A 17,170-nucleotide genomic window follows, 5' to 3' on the forward strand; every position below is an offset into this window, starting at 1 on the left:
AACAAAGCTCGAAGGAACGGAGAAACCTCGGCATGCCCCAGGACAACCGCCGCCACCCGCCCGCCCGCGCCGTGGACCGGCGTGGGTTCCTCGGCCTGACCGCCGCGGCCGGAGCGGCCGCCGTGCTGTCCGGCTGCACCGGTGGTTCGGCGGGCGACGCCGCCGGGCGGCCCCGCACGGGCGGGCGGTTGCGCGCGGCCTTCTCCGGCGGGGGAGCGGCCGAGGTGCTCGACCCGCACGAGACCGACCTCTACGCCGAGATCGCCCGCGCCAAGGCGGTGTTCGACAAGCTCGCCGACTACGGCTCGGACATGTCCCCGCAACCGCGGCTCGCCGAGCGCTGGGAGGCCGCCCCGGACCTGCGGACCTGGCGGATCACGCTGCGGCAGGCCGCCTTCCACGACGGCAGACCGGTGCGGGCCCGGGACGTGCTGTACAGCTACGCGCGCATCACGGCCCCGCGGAGCACCTTCCGCGCCAAGGCCAGCCTGTCGGTGATCGACCTGCCGGCCAGCCGCGAGGTCGACGACCGCACCGTCGAGTTCCGGCTCACGCGGCCCTACGCGGAGTTCCCCAACGCCCTGGCCACGCTGGGCGCCTACATCGTCCCGGAGGGCACCACCACCTTCGACCGGCCGGTGGGATCGGGACCGTTCCGGTTCGTCTCCTTCACCCCGGGCCGCACCTTCCTGGCGGCCCGCAACCCCGACTACTGGGACGGCGCGCCGTACCTGGACGAGCTGGAGATCGTCGTCACCAACGACGAGGCGGCCCGGGTCAACGCACTGCTGGGCGGGCAGGTCGAGTACGCCCACGACCTCACCCCCACCAGCGCGCGCACCCACGAGCGCACCGGCCGGATACGGGTGCACCGGCTGCCGCTGAGCAACTTCCACGGCCTGGCGATGAAGACCGACCGGCCGCCGTTCGACCGGCCCGAGCTGCGCCAGGCGCTGTTCCACCTGGTCGACCGCGAGGAACTGGTCCGCTCGGTGCTGCAGGGCTCCGGCCAGGTCTGCAACGACCTCTACGGCAAAGGCTACCGCTACTACGCCGACGCGCTGCCGCAGCGCTCCCAGGACCTGGACCGGGCGCGGGCGCTGATCCGGCAGGCCGGGGCCGAGGGCATGACCATCGACCTGGACACCTCCGACGCCTCGACCGGGCTCGAGGAGGCCGCGCTGACCATCAGCGACCAGGCCCGGCAGGCGGGGCTGAAGCTGACCGTGCGGCTGGGCAACAAGGACACCTACTGGTCCGACATCAGCAGGAACGGCGTGCTCGCCGGGTACCGTTCCGGCGCGATGCCGTTGGAGTCGCACATCGCGCAGCGCCTGCTGTCCACCTCGACGACCAACAACACCAGGTGGCAGCGCCCGGAGTTCGACGCGCTGTACCACGAGGCGCAGTCCACATCGGACGAAGCGCGCCGCGCGGAGCTGTACTTCCGGATGCAGGAGCAGCTGTACCGCGAGGGCGGCTTCCTGTGGTGGGGCGTGTCGGACTGGATCGTGGCCTCGGCGCCGACCGTGGGCGGCATCGACGACCGCGCCCCGGCCAACACCCTGGACTGGGCCCGTTTCGACAGGGTGTGGCTCGCGTGATCCGCTACGCCACCCGTCGGGTACTGCTCGGCGTCGTGCAGGTCGGGTTGGTGATCGCGCTGGTGTTCGTCCTGACCGAGGCGCTGCCCGGTGACGCGGCCGTGACGATCGCCGGGGACAACCCGGACCCGGCGGTCATCGCCCTGCTGCGCGCGCAGCTCGGCCTCGACCAACCGGCCTGGGTGCGGCTGGGCGAGTGGTTTTTCGGCGTGCTGCACGGTGACTTCGGCCGGTCGCTGGTGGGGTCGCGCCCGGTCGCGGAGATCATCGCCGCGGCGGCCGGCCCGACCCTGCTGCTGACCGCGCTCACCCTGGCCCTGCTGGTGCCGCTGTCGGTGCTGCTGGGCATGCTCGCCGCGCACCGCGAGGGAGGGTGCCTGGACCGCGTCATCACCAGCAGCACGCTGGGCCTCTACTCGGCGCCGGAGTTCGCGATGGCCATCCTGGTGGTGACCGTGTTCGCCGTGCAGCTGGGGTGGTTCCCGCCCACCGCCGTCGGCAGCTCGTCCCTGCTGGCGCAGCCCGCCGTGCTGGTCCTGCCGGTGCTCGTGCTGCTGCTCCGGCCGATCTGCTCGCTGAGCAGGCTGGTGCGGGCCGGCGTGCTCGACGCCCAGCGCGCCGAGTACGTCCGGCACGTGCGCCGCCTCGGGCTCTCGCCCACCCGGGTCCGCTTCGCCCACGTGCTGCCCAACGCGGTCGCCCCGGCGGTCCAGCAGCTGGCGCGCACCTCGGACTGGCTGATCGGCGGGGTGATCGTGGTCGAGGCGATCTTCGCGATCCCCGGCATGGGCACCACGCTCGTGGACGCCGTCGCGGCCCGCGACCTGCCGGTGATCCAGGGTCTGGCGGTGGTCTTCGCGACCACCACCGTGCTGGTCAACCTCGCCGCCGACATCGCGGCCCGGGTGCTGGCCCCGGCCTCGGAGGTGGGCCGGTGAGCAGGTACGCCGTCCCCGCGGCGCTGGTGGCGGTTCCGCTGCTGCTGGCGCTGTTCGGGCCGCTGTTCGCCGCCGCCGACCCGGCCAGGGACGTGGCGTTCCAGCTCGGCGGCGGGCACTGGTTCGGCACCGATTTCGTCGGCCGGGACGTGTGGAACGAGGTGCTGCTCGGCGGGCGGTCCCTCGTCGTGGCCGCCGCGACGGCCACGGCGTGCACCTACGTGCTGGCCGTTCCGCTCGGGCTGGTGGCCGGCATGACCCGCAACCGGTTCCTCGACGAGGTGCTGATGCGACCGCTGGACCTGCTGCTGGCGATCCCGTCGATGCTGGTGCTGTTGCTGCTGGCGCCGATCGCGCCGGACTCCACCGGGGTGCTGGTCGCGATCGTGACGCTGATCAACGTGCCCGACGTGGTGCGCATCAGCCGGGCGTCCGCGCTGTCGCTGGGCAGCCGCCCGGCCGTGGAGGCGATGCGGTTGCAGGGCGAGTCGCGACTGCGCATCGGCGTGGGCTACGTGGCGCGGGCGATGCGCCGCACCCTGGCCGCCGACCTGGGTATCCGGTTCACCGGCGCGATCTACCTGGTCGCCTCGGCGAGCTTCCTGGGCGTCGGGATCTCCCCGCAGGCCAGCGACTGGGCGGCCATGGTCGACCGCAACCGCGCGGGCCTGTTCATCCAGCCGTGGGCGGTGGTGCTGCCCGCGGTCCTGATCGTGCTGCTGTCGGTCGGCGTGAACCTCGCGTTCGACCGCTGGTTGCGCGACCGATCCACCCTGGAGGCCCTCCGGTGACCGTCGTCGACGTCCGCGACCTCAGCATCGCGGTGGGCGAGCGCGACATCGTGCGCTCGGTGTCGTTCACCCTGGCGGCCGGAGAGGTGACCGCGCTGGTCGGGGAGTCCGGCAGCGGCAAGACCACGACCGCCCTGGCCCTGCTCGGCGAACATCCCGCCGGGGCCCGCGTCAGCGGCCGGGTCGAGGTCGCCGGTGCTCCGGTGCCGCCCGCACCGGGCACCGTCGGCTACCTCCCGCAACACCCCTCCGCGGCCCTCAACCCGGTCCGCCGGATAGGCCCGGTGCTACACGAGATCGCCCACGCGCACGTCCGCGCGACGACGCGGCGGGAACGCCGGGAACGGACGCGGGCGCGGGTCCGGGAAGCGATGCGGCAGGCGCGACTGCCCGACGCCGAACGGCTGCTGCGCCGTTACCCGCACCAGCTCTCCGGTGGCCAGCAGCAGCGCATGGTGCTGGCGCACGAACTGGCGGGCCGCCCGCGGGTGCTGATCGCCGACGAACCGACCACCGGCCAGGACGGGGTGACCCGCGGGCAGCTGGTCGCCGAACTGCGGGCGGTGGCGCAACGGGGTGTCGCGGTCCTGCTGCTCACCCACGACCTCGACCTGGTGCGGGCGCTGGCGAACCAGGTGCTGGTGATGCACAGCGGAGAGGTGCTGGAGTCCGGGACGTGCTCGGAGGTCCTGGGCGCACCGCGGCACTCCTACACCCGGCGCCTGGTCGAAGCCCAACCCGATCTCGTCGTGGCCGACCGCGCCGCCGACTCCCCGGGACGGCCGCTGATGTCGGTGCGCGGGCTCACCGCTCGTCACGGGCGGACGACGACGCTGCACGACATCAGCCTGGACATCCACCCCGGGGACCGCCTGGCGGTGCTCGGCCGGTCCGGCAGCGGCAAGACGACCCTGGCCCGCTGCCTCGCCGGGCTGCATCCGCACGGCGGGGAGATCCGGCTTGGTGACCAGGCCCTGGCACCCGGGCTGCGCCGCCGCTCCCGCGACCAGCTCGCGCGGGTGCAGTACGTGTTCCAGGACGCCAGGGCGTCGTTCAACGAGTTCGCACCGGTGCTCGACCAGGTCGCCCGCACCGCCGAAAGGCTCCGCGGCGCAAGCGCTTCCGAGGCGCGCGTCCGTGCCGCTGACGCGCTCGCCCGCCTCGGCGTCGCCGAGTCCAGCGCGGCCCGGCGGCCCCGCTCGCTGTCCGGTGGCGAACTGCAGCGGGCGGCCCTGGTGCGCGCGGTGCTGGCCGAACCGGACGTGCTGATCTGTGACGAGATCACCTCGGGGCTGGACGCGGTGACCCAGGCGGAGCTGCTGGACGTGCTGGCGAAGGTCCAGCAGGACACCGGCTGCGCCCTGGTGGTGATCACCCACGACCTCGGCGTGGTGGCCGAACTGGCCGACCGGGTGCTGGTACTGCACGCGGGCCGGGCCGTGGAGCAGGGGCCGACGGCCCGGCTGCTGGCCGACCCGCAACATGCGGTGACCGCGCAGCTCGTGGCGGCGGCGAAGGACCCCGCCGCGGCACGAACAGACCCGTGAGCGACGCCTGGACCGCGGGTTGGCGTCAGTAACCGACGCAGGCGCAGGCTCGGCCCCAAAGCGCGGGTCCCGCCGCGGGTTCCGCTCCGAGTCGGCACGCAGAACGGCCCTCCCTCAGACGTACGGATCGGGTTCGATGTGGACCTGGTCGGCGCCGTCGAGCCGGTACCCGACACCGCGGACCGTGGTGATCAGGTTCAGATCGGGCCCGAGCTTGCTGCGGATGCGGCGCACGTGCACGTCGACCGTGCGGGTGCTCGGCGTGCTGTCGAGGTGCCAGACAGCGTTGAGCAGCGCGCCGCGCCGGTGCACCCGGCCCGGGTTCTGGCACAGGAACAGCAGCAGGTCGAACTCCAGCCGGGTCAGCTCCACGCGGCTGCCGTCGGCGCGCAGCACGTGCCGGGGCGCCACCAGGATCCGCAGCTTCGGTTCGGCCGGCGGCGACGGTACCGCCGCCAGCCGGGGGACCGTCTGAACCTCCACATCGGACTGCCGCGGAATCCGCGCCAGCGTGCGGATCTGCTGCGCGAACTCCCGTTCCAGCTCGGCGAGGTCGCGCTGGGGCACGACGAACCGCGCGGTCACCTCGATCAGCGCGGTGCCGTCGGCCAGGTACGGCTCCTGGAATGCGGCTTCCAGCGTCATGGCGGGAATCTCCGTCTCGTCTCGCGATACCGGTGCGCGACAACGCGGGGCACCGGCAGATGATCGGCGTTACGGCCCGGGGCGGCGCCACCGGGCGCAGGAGGAGCCACCGGCGGCGGGGACCAGGACGAGGCAGGAGCGCGCCGGGGCGGGGAGGTCAACGGCGCGAACAGGCTGCGGAAGCGACCCACAGCAGGTCGATGTGCGCGCGCTGCACGAGCAGCGGTCCCAGCATCATGGGGCCGATCGAAGCAGTCCCGGTGAATCCCGTCAAAAGCGTTCACCAGGTGGGAAATCTTGTCGGCGGCGGTGCGCGGCGCCGGTCAGCTTCGGCGCAGGCGGCGCCACCAGCGGAGTTTCTTCGGCGCAGCCGCCGCGGGACCGGGTTCCGCTCGGGACGGGGCGGTGGGCCGCGTGCGCTCCGCGCGCCACTGCGCCACCACGTCGTCGGCGTCGACCACCCCGATCACCACCCTCGGCCCCGTGGGGGCGCGCAGGTGCTCGACGATGCGGCGGTTGAGGTCGGCGACCACGTCGCGGACCGCCTGCTCGGTGTGGAGGTCGCGCACGGTGTCCGGCAGCCGTTCGACCTCCTTGCGCAGCCGCAGTGGGGTCGGCAGCAGCGCCTCCCCGGACAGCCCCTCGCGGCGGAGGTAGTCCTTGAGCCACCACTGCTCCTCGACCGGCTGGCCGGCGCCGGGCAGCGGCTTGCCCGCGCCGGGAAGATTGTCGAACTCGCCGCGCTCCTGCGCTTCCCGGATCTGCCGATCGACCCAGGACTCGAACGTCACACCGGGTGGTTTGCGCTCGGCCATGCCGCGAATGTCCTCCCGTCCGGGCCCCTCGGCGCAGGTCGGTCCAGGTGCGTGGGGCTCGCCGCAGCCCGCCCCGCCGCCACCATTGTGTCAGGCGGCGCGTTCGACGATGCCGCGGACGAAGGCCGCCTGCCCCGCGTGCTGGAGGTCGTCGGAGATCACGCTGACCAGGCGCACGCCCAGCGACACCGGCGGGTCCCACGCGGTGTCCACGATTCGCGGCAGGTCGTCGTCGGTCAGACCGCGCACGTAGTCGACGGTCCGTTCGTACACCGCGTCGTGGTAGCCGGTCAGCAGGTTGCCGTCGACGCGGACCTCGGCGACCTCGTCGGGGCCGTGCCCGAAACCGGTGTCCTCGTATGGCAGCGGCAGCCCGAACCGGCCGCACCAGTCCTGCTCGGTCCAGATCTGCTCGGTCCCGGCGACATCGGCCACGTGGTCGTCCTGCACCCGGGTCAGGTGCCACACCAACCACGCGATCGAGTTGGCCTCAGAGTCGAGCCGGAAGGCGAGCTGGTCGACATCCAGCCCGCGGACCGCCCCGTGCACCACCTCACGGATCCGGCCGAACGCGTCGGCGAGCACCTCCGCGCTGGACGTGGGGGCGCTGGACATGGGACACCTCCGTAAGGTCGCGAACCGGTACCGCGCCACGGTACGGCCGCGGCGCGCGGCCGGCAGTCAGGCGGCGTCAGCGGCCGCTCAGGAAGCACCCTGGTCGACCAGCACGCCCAGCCCGGCGACCGCACGGCTCTCCCGCGCCTTCTCCTCGGACACCGGCCGTTCCGGGCGCCACGCCGAGGTGAACACCAGGCCCGGCTCGACCATCCGGTAACCGGTGAACAGCCGCCGCACCTGCTCGGGGTCGCGCAGGTGCAGCGGGTGGGTGCTCGACTGGTAGAGCTCGATGGCCTGCGTCACCTCACCGGGCCAGTACTCGGGGGTCAGGCTGTGCGACAGCGCCAGGTAGCTGCCCGGGGCGCAGGCCGCGCGGTAGGCGCCGATGATGCTGACCGGGTCGTCGGAGTCCGGGATGAACGGGAACACCGAAATCATCAGCACCGCGACCGGGCGGGTGAGGTCCAGCAGCCGGCGGGTGTCGGCGTGACCCAGCACCAGGTCGGGGTGGCGCAGGTCGGCGTGGATGATGGTGGCCCGGTCGTTGCCGGCCAGCATCCGCTGGGACTGGGCGACCGCGACCGGTTCGTGGTCGACGTAGACGACCCGTGCCCGCGGGTTGAGGCCCTGGGCGATCTCGTGCACGTTGCCGACGGTCGGGATTCCCGAACCGAGGTCGAGGAACTGGTCAATGCCCGCCTCGGTGACCAGGTACCGCACCACGCGCTGCAGGAACGCGCGGTTCTCCAGCGCGAAGGTGCGGGTTTCCGGCAGCACGGCCAGCACCCGCTCCGCGGCGTCGCGGTCCACCGCGAAGTTGTGCGCCCCGCCCAGGTAGTAGTCGTACATGCGGGCGGGGTTGGCCCTGGTGCGGTCGACCCCGGCCAGGCTCGCGAACGACCCCGCCTGCTCAGGATCCTGCCCCGGATGGCGCTGCATGGCGTCCTCCCGTATGCCGTCGGTGATCACCTGCAGGCTGCCCGCTGCGGGGCCGCGGTGACAACCAGGGATCAGCCGCGGGTGTACTTCACCACGTCGAGCATGCAGTGCTCGTCGTCCGGATCGGGCTCGCCGAGGCAGTCCGCCAGGCGCGCGCGCACCCCGTCAGCGTCCAGGCCGGAGCCGATGACCACCAGCTGGGTCCGCCGCGGCTCGTCGCGCGCCCACCGCGAGCGGTGGAACCGCAGGAAGTCACCGACGGTGTGCAGGGCGAACTTGTGGCCGTGCCCGGGTGCGGCGAAGTGCACCTGGCCCTTCATCCGGTAGATCCCGGCCGGGCGGTCGTCGAGGAACCGCATCAGCGCCCGCGGGTTCACCGGCTGCTCGGCGCTGAACGACACGCTCTGGTACGCCGCGTGCAGGTGGTCGCCGCAGTCGTCGTCGGCCAGCAGGTCGTCGAAGGACAGCTGGCCCGCGGTGTCCCGCCGGCGGCGCAGCGACTCCCGGTCGAACAGCAGCGCCGGGTCCACCCGGCCGTGCGTGGTGGGCAGCACCGGGGTGCCGCCGCTGATGCCGCGCACCAGCTCCAGCATCCGGTCGGGGTCGGCCGCGCGGTCGATCTTGTTCAGCAGCACCAGGTCGGCGAACCGCAGGTGCTGGTCGATCTCCGGGTGGCGGTGCCGGGTGCGCTCGAACTCCGCGGCGTCGACCACCTCGACCAGCCCGCCGTAGCTGATCCGCCGGTTGGTGCTGTTGAGCAGCAACCGGACCATGCCGCGCGGGTCGGCCAGCCCGCTGGACTCGATGACGATCACGTCGATCCGGCTGCTGGGGCGGGTCAGCCGGGCCAGCAGGTTGTCCAGGCCGCGGGCGTCGACCGCGCAGCACAGGCACCCGTTGCCCAGCGACACCGAGGCGTCGACCTGGCCGGCCACACTGAGCGCGTCGATGTTGATCTGGCCGAAGTCGTTGACCACCACGCCGATGCGCGCGCCCTGCGGGTTGCGCAGCAGGTGGTTGAGCAGGCTGGTCTTGCCGGCGCCGAGGAACCCCGCGAGGACGATCACGGGAATCGGCGGCTGCGCCACGGGAACTGCCTTTCGGTCTCGGGGAACGCTCGGGAGCATAGCGAGCCGCTCGGGGGCGGTGGCCGCCCCGAGCCCGCCCGCTCAGCCCGTCGCGCCCGGTGATCGCGGACCATCAATGGTATCGATAATCGTTTTCGGTTCGAGGTGGGACGGGCACCACGGTCAGGTCGGCGGCGACGACCAACTGCCCGGAGAAGATCGCCGCCGCTTCGTCGTGGAACCGGCGCGGATCGGTGTAGCGCTGCGAGAAGTGCGTCAGCACCAGGCACCGCACCCCGCTCTCGGCGGCCACCCGCGCCGCCTGCGCGGCGGTGAGGTGCCGGTACTCGTCGGCCAGCCGAGCGTCCTCCTCGAGGAACGTCGACTCGACCACCAGCAGGTCGGCCCCCTCGGCGATGGCGAACAACCCGTCGCACAGCCGGGTGTCCATGGCGAAGCCGAACCGCTGCCCCGGCCGGTGCTCGCTGACCTCCGACACGGTCACCAGGCGCCCGTTCACGCGCAGCGCGCCCTCCCGCTGCAACCGCCCCACGTCGGGGCCGGAGATGCCGAGGGCGGCCAGCCGGTCGGGCAGCAGTCGGCGGCCGTCCGGCTCGACCAGCCGGTATCCGAAGGTCTCGATCCGGTGGTCCAGTTCCACCGCGTGCAGCGTGCCGAACGGGCCGGTGGCGATCGGGCCGCTCCGCTTGATCGGCCGCTCCCGCAGCTCGGCCACCTCCTCGAACGCCGTGGCGTACCGCAGGCGCTGGAAGAACCGCTGCCCGGCGGCCGGGAAGTGTGCCTGGACCGGGTGCGGGACCCGGTCCAGCGAGAGCCGCTGTACCACGCCCGGCACGCCCAGGCAGTGGTCGCCGTGGAAGTGGGTCAGGCACAGGTGGTCGATGTCGTGCGCGCTGACCCGCGCGTGAATCATCTGCCGCTGGGTGCCCTCGCCGGGATCGAACAGGAAACCGGTGCCGTCCCAACGCAGCAGGTAACCGTTGTGGTTGCGGGTGCGGGTCGGCGCCTGGCTCGCCGTCCCCAGCACCACCAGTTCACGATTCGCCACGCGCGGAACTCTAGAGACCGCGCGGCTCGTCTCGCCCGGCACCGTGTGGCCAACCGCAGGCACGTCCGCCCCCCGAGGACGCCAGTGGCACTACTCCTCGGGTGCCTGCGGGCGACCGGAGCGCACCTCGGTCTCGGTGGAGACCGCTTCGCGCCGGGCCTGTTCGGCGCGGCCGCGGTCCAGCGCCTCGGTCTCCTCGCGGGGGTCGGGCCGCAGCAGGCTGCCGGGCACCGACCGGCCAGCCGCGCCCAGCTGGTTCATCTTCTTCGGCACGGGAGTGCCCTGGTAGGGCAGCGGCACCGGATGGCCGTGCTCGTCCACCGGCCCCAGCGGCTGGTGGGTCTCGATGAACTCGCCGTGCGGCAGCCGCCGGATGATGCCGGTCTCCACCCCGTGCTCGAGCACCTCGCGGTCGGCGCGCTGCAACCCCAGGCAGATCCGGTAGGTCACGTAGTAGGCGATCGGCGGGACCAGCAGCACCCCGAGCCGCCCGGCCCAGGTCGTCATGTTCAGCGACAGCCCGAACACGAAGGCGATGATGTCGTTGACGCCGGAGAGCAGCACCACCATGAAGAAGGCGATCGCCATCGCGCCCAGCGCGGTGCGCACGGGCACGTCCCGCGGCCGCTGCAGCAGGTTGTGGTGGGCCTCGTCGCCGCTGAGCTTGCGCTCCAGGAGCGGGTAGGCCAGCGCGATGGTGAACACCAGGGTGAGCCCGAGGACCAGTGGGAAGAACGGCGCGGGGATGGTGTACGAACCCAGGTAGACCTCCCACGGCGGCCACAGTCGGCCCATCCCGTCGGTCCACATCATGTACCAGTCGGGCTGGGAGGCCGACGAGACCATCGCCGCCAGGTACGGGCCGAAGTTCCAGATGGGGTTGATCTGGAAGATGCCGCTCATGATGGCCAGCACGCCGGTCACGACGAAGAACAGCCCGGTGCTCTTGACCGCGAACGACGGCATGATCCGCACACCATCCACATTGGACTCGGTGCGGCCGACACCGGGGTACTGGGTGTGCTTCTGGTACCACACGATGGCCAGGTGCACCGCGACGAGGCCGAGGATCAGGCCGGGCAGCACGAACACGTGGAACAGGTAGAAGCGCGGGATGATCTCGTCGCCCGGGAACTCCGCGCCGAACAGCAGCCAGTGCAGCCAGGTGCCGATGACCGGGATGGACAGCAGGATCCCGGAGGCGATCCGCAGGCCGGTCCCGGACAGCAGGTCGTCGGGCAGCGAGTAGCCGACGAAGCCCTCGAACATGCCGAGGATGAACAGCAGGATCCCGATGGTCCAGTTGACCTCGCGGGGGCGGCGGAACGCGCCGGTGAAGAAGATCCGGAACATGTGCGCCACGATCGCCGTCATGAAGATCAGCGCCGCCCAGTGGTGGATCTGCCGGGCGAACAGCCCGCCCCGGACCTCGAAGGAGATGTCCAGGGTGCTCTCGAACGCCCGCGACATCTCCACCCCGCGCAGGTTGGTGAAGACGCCGTCGTAGGTCACCTCGGCCATCGACGGGTCGAAGAAGTAGGCGAGATAGGTGCCGCTGACCAGCAGCACGACGAAGCTGTAGAGCGCCAGTTCGCCCAGCAGGAACGACCAGTTCGACGGGAAGACCTTGTTCAGCTGCCGACGCATCCCCGACGCCATGCGGAACCGCACGTCCACCTCGTTCGCCTGGTGACGGAGGCTCCGCAGCAGCCTGCTCTCGGGCCTGGTCGGTCGCGTCAACCTGCTCATGTCGGCTCCCCGGCACCGCGTCCAGGAACGTCGGCGGGCTGCAGCCGGTTGGTTCGCGGCAGCCGCCGCGTGGCTGGGCGAATCGACATCGCGCCACCGAGCCTACTGCCTCACCAGGCGCCCGGCAGCTGTGGCGCCGGTCAGGCTCATCGAGGTCACCGGTGCCGAGGCCCTGGGGCGCGGCGCCGACGACAGGCCCGCGTGCCGCCGCAGGTGCGGCCAGCGGCCCCGCGGGGTACAACGAGGGGCGTCATCCACATTCCACGCGGACAACGGCGTGCCCGGCACGCCTGCGCAGCTGCCCGTCCTGGACACCGCAGGAGGTGGTGCTGTGAGAATCGTGTGCATCGGAGGCGGACCCGCAGGTTTGTACTTCGCCATCTCGGCGAAGCTGCGCGACGCCGGGCACGACATCACCGTGATCGAACGGGACCCGCCGGGGGCGACCTACGGGTGGGGCGTCGTGTACTGGGACGACCTGCTGGACGCGCTCTACCGCAACGACCGGGAGAGCGCGCAGCGGATCCGGGCCGCCTCGTCGCTCTGGCAGGAGCAGATCGTCACGATGCGCGGGACCGAAGCGGCCTACCTCGGCGGCTACGGCTACAGCGTCAACCGGGCGCCGATGCTGGAGATCCTCTCCGAACGCGCCCGCAGTCTCGGCGTCAAGGTCGAGCACGAGCGCGCCGTGGAGGAGTTGTCCGAGGTCGCCGACGCCGACCTCGTGGTGGTCGCCGACGGCGCCAACAGCAAGATCCGGCAGCACCACCACGAGGAGTTCGGCACCGAGACCACCCAGGGCGGCAACCCCTACATCTGGCTCGGCACCGACCACGTTTTCGACATGTTCACCTTCGACTTCGAGGAGACGCCGCAGGGCTGGGTCTGGTGTCACGCCTACCCGTCGAGTTCGGGCATCAGCACCTTCATCGTGGAGTGCCAGGAGAAGACGTGGCGGGCGCTGGGCCTGGACCGGCTCGGCTCCGACGAGAGCATGCGCCTGCTGGAGGAGATCTTCGCGCGCACGCTGCGGGGCGGTTCGCTGATCAGCCAGTCCCGGGGGAAGCCCGCGTCCTGGCAGCGGTTCACGCAGGTCTACAACCAGACCTGGCGGTACGGCAACGCGGTGCTCATCGGTGACGCCGCGCACACCACGCACTTCACCATCGGGTCCGGCACGCGGCTGGCCATGATCGACGCGATCATGCTCGCGCAGATGCTGTTCGAGTACGACTCCCCGACGAAGGCGCTCAAGGAGTTCGACGAACAGGGGCACAGCGCGCTGCGCACGGCGCAGGCCGCGGCCCGCACCAGCATGGCGTGGTTCGAAAACCTCGATTACTACACCGACCGCAACGCGGTGGAGTTCTGCTACGCCATGGCCGGCCGACACGGGGGGCAGCCGCCCTGGCAGTACCAGTGGCACCTGATCGCGCAGAACACAGCGGTGCGCAAGGTGCTTCGCCTGCTCAGCACCGGGCGGCGGTTCTACCTCGCCCGGCGCCGCGGCGAGCCGCTGCGGCGCTGACCGGCCGGAGGCCGCGGACGGGGCGCGCGCGGAACCGCTTCCGCGCGCGCCCGGTCATGTCGCGATCTGCCCGTTGGGCTGCACCGGCGCGGCCGGGCGTGCGTCCGGGTGGTGCAGCCGGTAGAGGTGGGCGTAGCCGTTGTCGTTGGCGAGCAGTTCCTCGTGCGTACCGGCCTCGGTGATGACGCCCCGGTCCAGGTACACGATCTGCTGCGCGTCGCGGACGGTCATCAGGTTGTGCGAGATGACGATCGTGGTGCGCCCGGCCATCAGGCGGCGCAACGGCGCGAGGATCCGCTCGGCGGCGTCGGCGTCGAGGCTGGTCGTCGGCTCGTCCAGGAGCAGGATCGGCGCGTCGCGGATCATGGCGCGGGCGATGGCGATGCGCTGCCGCTGCCCGCCCGACAGCAACCGGCCGCGCTGCCCGACGCGGGTGTCGTAGCCGTCGGGCAGGGCCAGGATGAACTCGTGCGCGTCGGCCGCCTCGGCGGCGCGCACCATCTGTTCGTGGGTGGCGCCGGGCCGCCCGGCCAGGATGTTGTCCGCGACGGTGCCGTCCAGCAGCAGGGTCTCCTGCAGCACGATCGCGATGTTGGCGCGTAGTTCGTCGAGGTCGAGCTCCCGCAGGTCGTGGCCGTCCAGCAGGATTCGGCCGCGTGTCGGGTCGTAGAAGCGCAGCAGCAGCTTGGTCAGCGTGGACTTCCCGGCGCCGCTGGCTCCGACCACGGCGGTGGTTTCCCCGGGCAGCGCCTGGAAGGTCACGCCGTGCAGCACGTCGGCCGTGGTGCCCGGATAGCGGAAGTCGACCTGCTCGACCTGCAGGTGCCCGGTCGTGCGCCCCAGCGGCACCGGGTTCGCGGGGCTGCGCACCAGCGGTCGCTGGTCGAGCAGGTCGATGATGCGTTCGGCGCTGGCCGCCGCGGCGAAGATCGTGTTGGTCAGCTGGCCGAGGTTGCGTACCGGGCTGTAGAGCTGTGACAGGTAGACCAGGAACGCCAGCAGCCCGCCCAGGGTGATCCGGCCCGCGGACAGCTCCAGGATGCCCACGCCGAGGATCGCCATCACCCCGAGGACCTCCATCAGGTCCACCATGGGGGAGAACAACGCGCCGATGCGGGTGGAGGCCAGGTTGGCGCCCACGCTGCCGCGGCTCTGCCGGACGAAGCGGTCGACCTCGGCGCCTTCCCGGCCGTATGCCTGGATCAGCGGGGCGTTGCCGAGGCTCTCCTCGGCGACGGTGCTGATCGATCCGCTGCGGCCCCGCACCTCGCGGGAGGCCAGCTTGATGCGCCGGGCGAAGAACCGGGCGATCGTCCAGAACAGCGGCACCGCGACCAGCGACACCAGCGCCAGGCGCCAGTCGAGGAAGAACAGGACCCCGGTGAACAGCACGATCTTCACCAGCGACGAGAACGTCTCGGTCACCCCGGACAGCACCAGGCTCTCGATGGCGCCCACGTCACCGGTGAGCCGGGACAGCGTGTCGCCGATCCGGCGGCGGTCGAAGAAGCTGATCGACAGCGTGTGCAGGTGCCGGAACACCCGCGTGCGCAACCGGTGCAGGAAGTTCTCGCCGATCCAGGCCGCCAGGTACTGGCCGCCGAAATCGATCGCCCCGCCGACCAGCGTGATCACCGCGTAGGCCGCCGCCACCGCGGGGAAGGCAGCGAAGTTGCGGGGCGTGAGCACGTCGTCGATGAGGACCTTGAACAGCCAGATCGCCGCGGTGTCCAGCAGCGGCGAGATCAGCACCAGCAACAGGCTGAGCATCAGCCAGCCGCGGAACGGTCGGGCGTCCGGCCAGAAGCGGCGGAACACCTCCCGCACCCGCACCACCGGTGCGTGCTCGACCAGACCTTCGGTGTCCCCTTCGGCCGGCCGCAGCAACCAGTTCACCAAGCCGGACACGCTCCCACCTCCGTACGCACGGGCGTAGCTCCCACCCTGGACGAGTGGGAGCTACGCGTCGAAAGGATCAGCAGAACGTCAGGGCGCACTAGCAGCCCCAACCGCCCCACCAGCCACCCCAGCACCATCTGCCCCAGTGGCCCCAGTTACCCCAGCAGCCGCGGCCCCAGCGGCCCCAGCCGCCCCAACGGCCCCAACGGCCCCAGTGGTCGTCCTTGTCCCTCCAATTGGACCTGAAGACGTCCTTGATTCGCATAATCGATCACCATTCCGTGTTCGATCACGTCGCGAGCCGGAATTACCGTGCCATCCGGCGCGCGCTTGCAGTCGGCGTGAGAACCTGCCTGTTCACATGCCACTCCGAAGCGCGCGATCCGCTCCCTGGATCGCTTGTTCGGTGGGAGCTGCGCGGCATGTGCCCGGTGGCCGGAATTGGCGGGTGCCGTACACGGCTGCCCGCTACCTCACGCCGGGCCACATCCGGCGAGTCGGTCTTCCCCAGTAACCGTGCCTATGGCTGCTGACCGTAGGCCGCTCGTCAGTCCTTGCTGTGACCGGTTCTCACACTAAGGGGTCGCCGAAGGCAGGACAAGCTGACCGCCAGCGCGTTCCGATGGATTTTTTCGGCTTTTTCGGACGGTCGTGGAGCTCTGGCGGAAAACCGGGCACAAAGTCCCTGTCGCGCCCGGCGAATTCGCGTTTCGTGCGGTGTGTAGCGGGGTATGAGCGCAGATCCTCTTTATGCTGGTGCCCGCGCTTTCACCGTGTCGAAAAGGTCGTTGAAAAATTGCGGGAACAGGCGTCGCGGAGAAGAACTTCCACCGCCGCGCAGCGGTCCACAGTGCTCGGTCAGTTCCCCGCGAACAGGTGCTGGAAGAACGTCGTGAGTGAATTGCCCACGGTGCTGATCGCGGTGACCAGCAGATCGAAACCGGACCGCACCACCTCCGCCGCACCGACCGGATCCCGCACCAGCAGCGCGCCCAGGACGACCACCACGAGCGCCACCGCCACCAGCACGCCCTTGCGGTTCATGAGATCAGCCTCCGTCGTTCGGCCACCCCTCCGTTCGATCTCGACGAGACCCTACCGGGCGGCACCGCGCACGCCCCGCCGGGCGCACCCGATCAGGGGCGGCGGCGCGTCGCGGGCCGGGTGAGCCGCTGTCCGATTCGGACGCTGGTCTGCTGCAGCAACTCCACCCACTGCGCCGGGTCGTGGTCATACTGCTCGGACTGCCACCCCACGCTGAGGCTGCCGTAGGGCTCCTCGCGCAGGAACACCGGCACGGCCAGCGTCGCCACACCGACGTCGTACTCCCCGACGGTGTAGGCCCACCCGGCCCGCCGGATCTCGGCGAACTGCTCCTCGAGCACTGCCAGGTCGGTCACCGTGCGGTCGGTGAACCGGGCCAGCGGCCGGTCGGTGAACACCCGCGACCGCAGGTCCTCGGGCAGGAACGCGTAGAACGACTTGCTGGTGGCGCCCGCGTGCGCCGGGTAGAGCTCGTTGGTCAGCGGGTAGTCGCGCAGGCGGCCGTCGGCGCCTTCGGCGACGACCACGCCGCGCATGTGGGCGCTGTCCGGCAGCGCCAGCAGCGCGCTGTGCCCGGTCTCCTCGGCGACCTCGGCCAGCAGCGGGCGCACCAGCAGGTCCAGCGTCCCGGCCTGCTCCCACATCCGCCCGAGGTGCAGCGCCGCCGGGCCGATCCGGTAGCGGCGGTTCGCCTCGTTGCGCACCAGGAAACCGCGGTGCGCCAGGGTCGCCAGCAGCCGCTGCGCGATCGAGGTGTGCAGGCCGAACTCGCGCGCCACCTTGGTCACGCCCCACTCCGGGTGGGCGCGGTCGAACGCCAGCAGCACCCGCAGGGCCCGGTCCGCCGTCTGCGGCAGGCCGGCCGGGGTGCTGGGGTCGGTCTCGAACGCCGGCATGACCCTATTGTGCGAATAGCG

The 17,170-nt window shown here is 71.5% G+C and carries 15 protein-coding genes; 5 read left to right on the plus strand and 10 right to left on the minus strand.

What is annotated here, in order from left to right:
* Positions 1 to 32: 32 nt before the first annotated feature.
* Genes IEY17_RS14120 through IEY17_RS14135 form a run of 4 tightly spaced genes read left to right on the plus strand, consistent with a single transcriptional unit; the run spans position 33 to position 4,880 of the window.
* On the plus strand, positions 33 to 1,604 hold the full coding sequence (locus tag IEY17_RS14120) for an ABC transporter substrate-binding protein (RefSeq protein WP_188987843.1): 1,572 nt from the start codon (positions 33 to 35) through the stop codon (positions 1,602 to 1,604).
* Positions 1,601 to 2,542 (plus strand): ABC transporter permease, encoded by a 942-nt coding sequence (locus IEY17_RS14125; RefSeq protein WP_229680151.1) that lies wholly within the window; start codon positions 1,601 to 1,603, stop codon positions 2,540 to 2,542. Before IEY17_RS14120 ends, IEY17_RS14125 begins: the two co-directional genes overlap by 4 nt.
* Positions 2,539 to 3,333 carry an ABC transporter permease gene (locus IEY17_RS14130; protein WP_229680152.1) on the plus strand — a complete coding sequence of 265 codons (795 nt, stop codon included), beginning with the start codon at positions 2,539 to 2,541 and terminating at the stop codon, positions 3,331 to 3,333. The genes IEY17_RS14125 and IEY17_RS14130 overlap by 4 nt, the downstream gene beginning before the upstream one ends.
* Positions 3,330 to 4,880, plus strand: a complete 1,551-nt coding sequence (locus IEY17_RS14135; RefSeq protein WP_229680153.1) for an ABC transporter ATP-binding protein — start codon at positions 3,330 to 3,332, stop codon at positions 4,878 to 4,880. Before IEY17_RS14130 ends, IEY17_RS14135 begins: the two co-directional genes overlap by 4 nt.
* 114 nt (positions 4,881 to 4,994) lie before the next feature.
* Here IEY17_RS14135 and IEY17_RS14140 read toward each other — a convergent pair whose 3' ends face one another.
* From IEY17_RS14140 to qcrB, 7 genes are all read right to left on the minus strand, one after another.
* Entirely contained in the window at positions 4,995 to 5,525 is a 531-nt protein-coding gene (locus IEY17_RS14140; RefSeq protein ID WP_188987845.1) for a winged helix-turn-helix domain-containing protein, read from the minus strand.
* A gap of 323 nt (positions 5,526 to 5,848) precedes the next feature.
* Positions 5,849 to 6,340: a DnaJ family domain-containing protein gene (locus IEY17_RS14145; RefSeq protein WP_188987846.1), complete on the minus strand. Its 492-nt coding sequence runs from the start codon at positions 6,338 to 6,340 to the stop codon at positions 5,849 to 5,851.
* A gap of 90 nt (positions 6,341 to 6,430) precedes the next feature.
* Positions 6,431 to 6,955, minus strand: a complete 525-nt coding sequence (locus IEY17_RS14150; protein WP_188987847.1) for a mycothiol transferase — start codon at positions 6,953 to 6,955, stop codon at positions 6,431 to 6,433.
* Between the two features lie 87 nt (positions 6,956 to 7,042).
* Positions 7,043 to 7,897, minus strand: a complete 855-nt coding sequence (locus tag IEY17_RS14155) for an SAM-dependent methyltransferase (protein ID WP_188987848.1) — start codon at positions 7,895 to 7,897, stop codon at positions 7,043 to 7,045.
* Positions 7,898 to 7,968: 71 nt separating this feature from the next.
* Positions 7,969 to 8,985 (minus strand): CobW family GTP-binding protein, encoded by a 1,017-nt coding sequence (locus IEY17_RS14160; RefSeq protein WP_188987849.1) that lies wholly within the window; start codon positions 8,983 to 8,985, stop codon positions 7,969 to 7,971.
* Positions 8,986 to 9,097: 112 nt separating this feature from the next.
* Positions 9,098 to 10,033, minus strand: a complete 936-nt coding sequence (locus IEY17_RS14165) for a ribonuclease Z (RefSeq protein ID WP_188987850.1) — start codon at positions 10,031 to 10,033, stop codon at positions 9,098 to 9,100.
* Between the two features lie 90 nt (positions 10,034 to 10,123).
* A complete protein-coding gene (gene qcrB / locus IEY17_RS14170; RefSeq protein WP_188987851.1) occupies positions 10,124 to 11,782 on the minus strand; it encodes a cytochrome bc1 complex cytochrome b subunit in 1,659 nt (552 codons plus the stop codon).
* Between the two features lie 331 nt (positions 11,783 to 12,113).
* Here qcrB and IEY17_RS14175 point away from each other — a divergent pair, with 331 nt between their 5' ends.
* Complete coding sequence (locus IEY17_RS14175) at positions 12,114 to 13,310, plus strand: FAD-dependent monooxygenase (RefSeq protein ID WP_188987852.1); 1,197 nt, start codon at positions 12,114 to 12,116, stop codon at positions 13,308 to 13,310.
* Between the two features lie 54 nt (positions 13,311 to 13,364).
* Here the strand turns inward: IEY17_RS14175 and IEY17_RS14180 are convergent, their stop codons facing one another.
* The 3 genes from IEY17_RS14180 to IEY17_RS14190 all read right to left on the minus strand — a co-directional run bounded on the left by IEY17_RS14180 (position 13,365) and on the right by IEY17_RS14190 (position 17,149).
* On the minus strand, positions 13,365 to 15,218 hold the full coding sequence (locus IEY17_RS14180; RefSeq protein ID WP_188987853.1) for an ABC transporter ATP-binding protein: 1,854 nt from the start codon (positions 15,216 to 15,218) through the stop codon (positions 13,365 to 13,367).
* An 849-nt stretch (positions 15,219 to 16,067) separates the two neighbouring features.
* Positions 16,068 to 16,253 (minus strand): hypothetical protein, encoded by a 186-nt coding sequence (locus tag IEY17_RS14185; protein WP_188987854.1) that lies wholly within the window; start codon positions 16,251 to 16,253, stop codon positions 16,068 to 16,070.
* A 92-nt stretch (positions 16,254 to 16,345) separates the two neighbouring features.
* Positions 16,346 to 17,149: an IclR family transcriptional regulator gene (locus IEY17_RS14190; RefSeq protein WP_188987855.1), complete on the minus strand. Its 804-nt coding sequence runs from the start codon at positions 17,147 to 17,149 to the stop codon at positions 16,346 to 16,348.
* Positions 17,150 to 17,170: the final 21 nt, after the last annotated feature.

It is taken from the genome of Saccharopolyspora thermophila (assembly GCF_014646075.1).
GTDB lineage: Bacteria > Actinomycetota > Actinomycetes > Mycobacteriales > Pseudonocardiaceae > Saccharopolyspora > Saccharopolyspora thermophila.

Excerpts from the sequence above, each read along its gene's own strand:
- IEY17_RS14190 (WP_188987855.1), bottom strand. The coding sequence starts at position 17,149 with ATGCCGGCGTTCGAGACCGACCCCAGCACCCCGGCCGGCCTGCCGCAG.
- IEY17_RS14150 (WP_188987847.1), bottom strand. The coding sequence starts at position 6,955 with ATGTCCAGCGCCCCCACGTCCAGCGCGGAGGTGCTCGCCGACGCGTTC.
- qcrB (WP_188987851.1), bottom strand. The coding sequence starts at position 11,782 with ATGAGCAGGTTGACGCGACCGACCAGGCCCGAGAGCAGGCTGCTGCGG.
- IEY17_RS14145 (WP_188987846.1), bottom strand. The coding sequence starts at position 6,340 with ATGGCCGAGCGCAAACCACCCGGTGTGACGTTCGAGTCCTGGGTCGAT.
- IEY17_RS14155 (WP_188987848.1), bottom strand. The coding sequence starts at position 7,897 with ATGCAGCGCCATCCGGGGCAGGATCCTGAGCAGGCGGGGTCGTTCGCG.
- IEY17_RS14140 (WP_188987845.1), bottom strand. The coding sequence starts at position 5,525 with ATGACGCTGGAAGCCGCATTCCAGGAGCCGTACCTGGCCGACGGCACC.
- IEY17_RS14185 (WP_188987854.1), bottom strand. The coding sequence starts at position 16,253 with ATGAACCGCAAGGGCGTGCTGGTGGCGGTGGCGCTCGTGGTGGTCGTC.
- IEY17_RS14120 (WP_188987843.1), top strand. The coding sequence starts at position 33 with ATGCCCCAGGACAACCGCCGCCACCCGCCCGCCCGCGCCGTGGACCGG.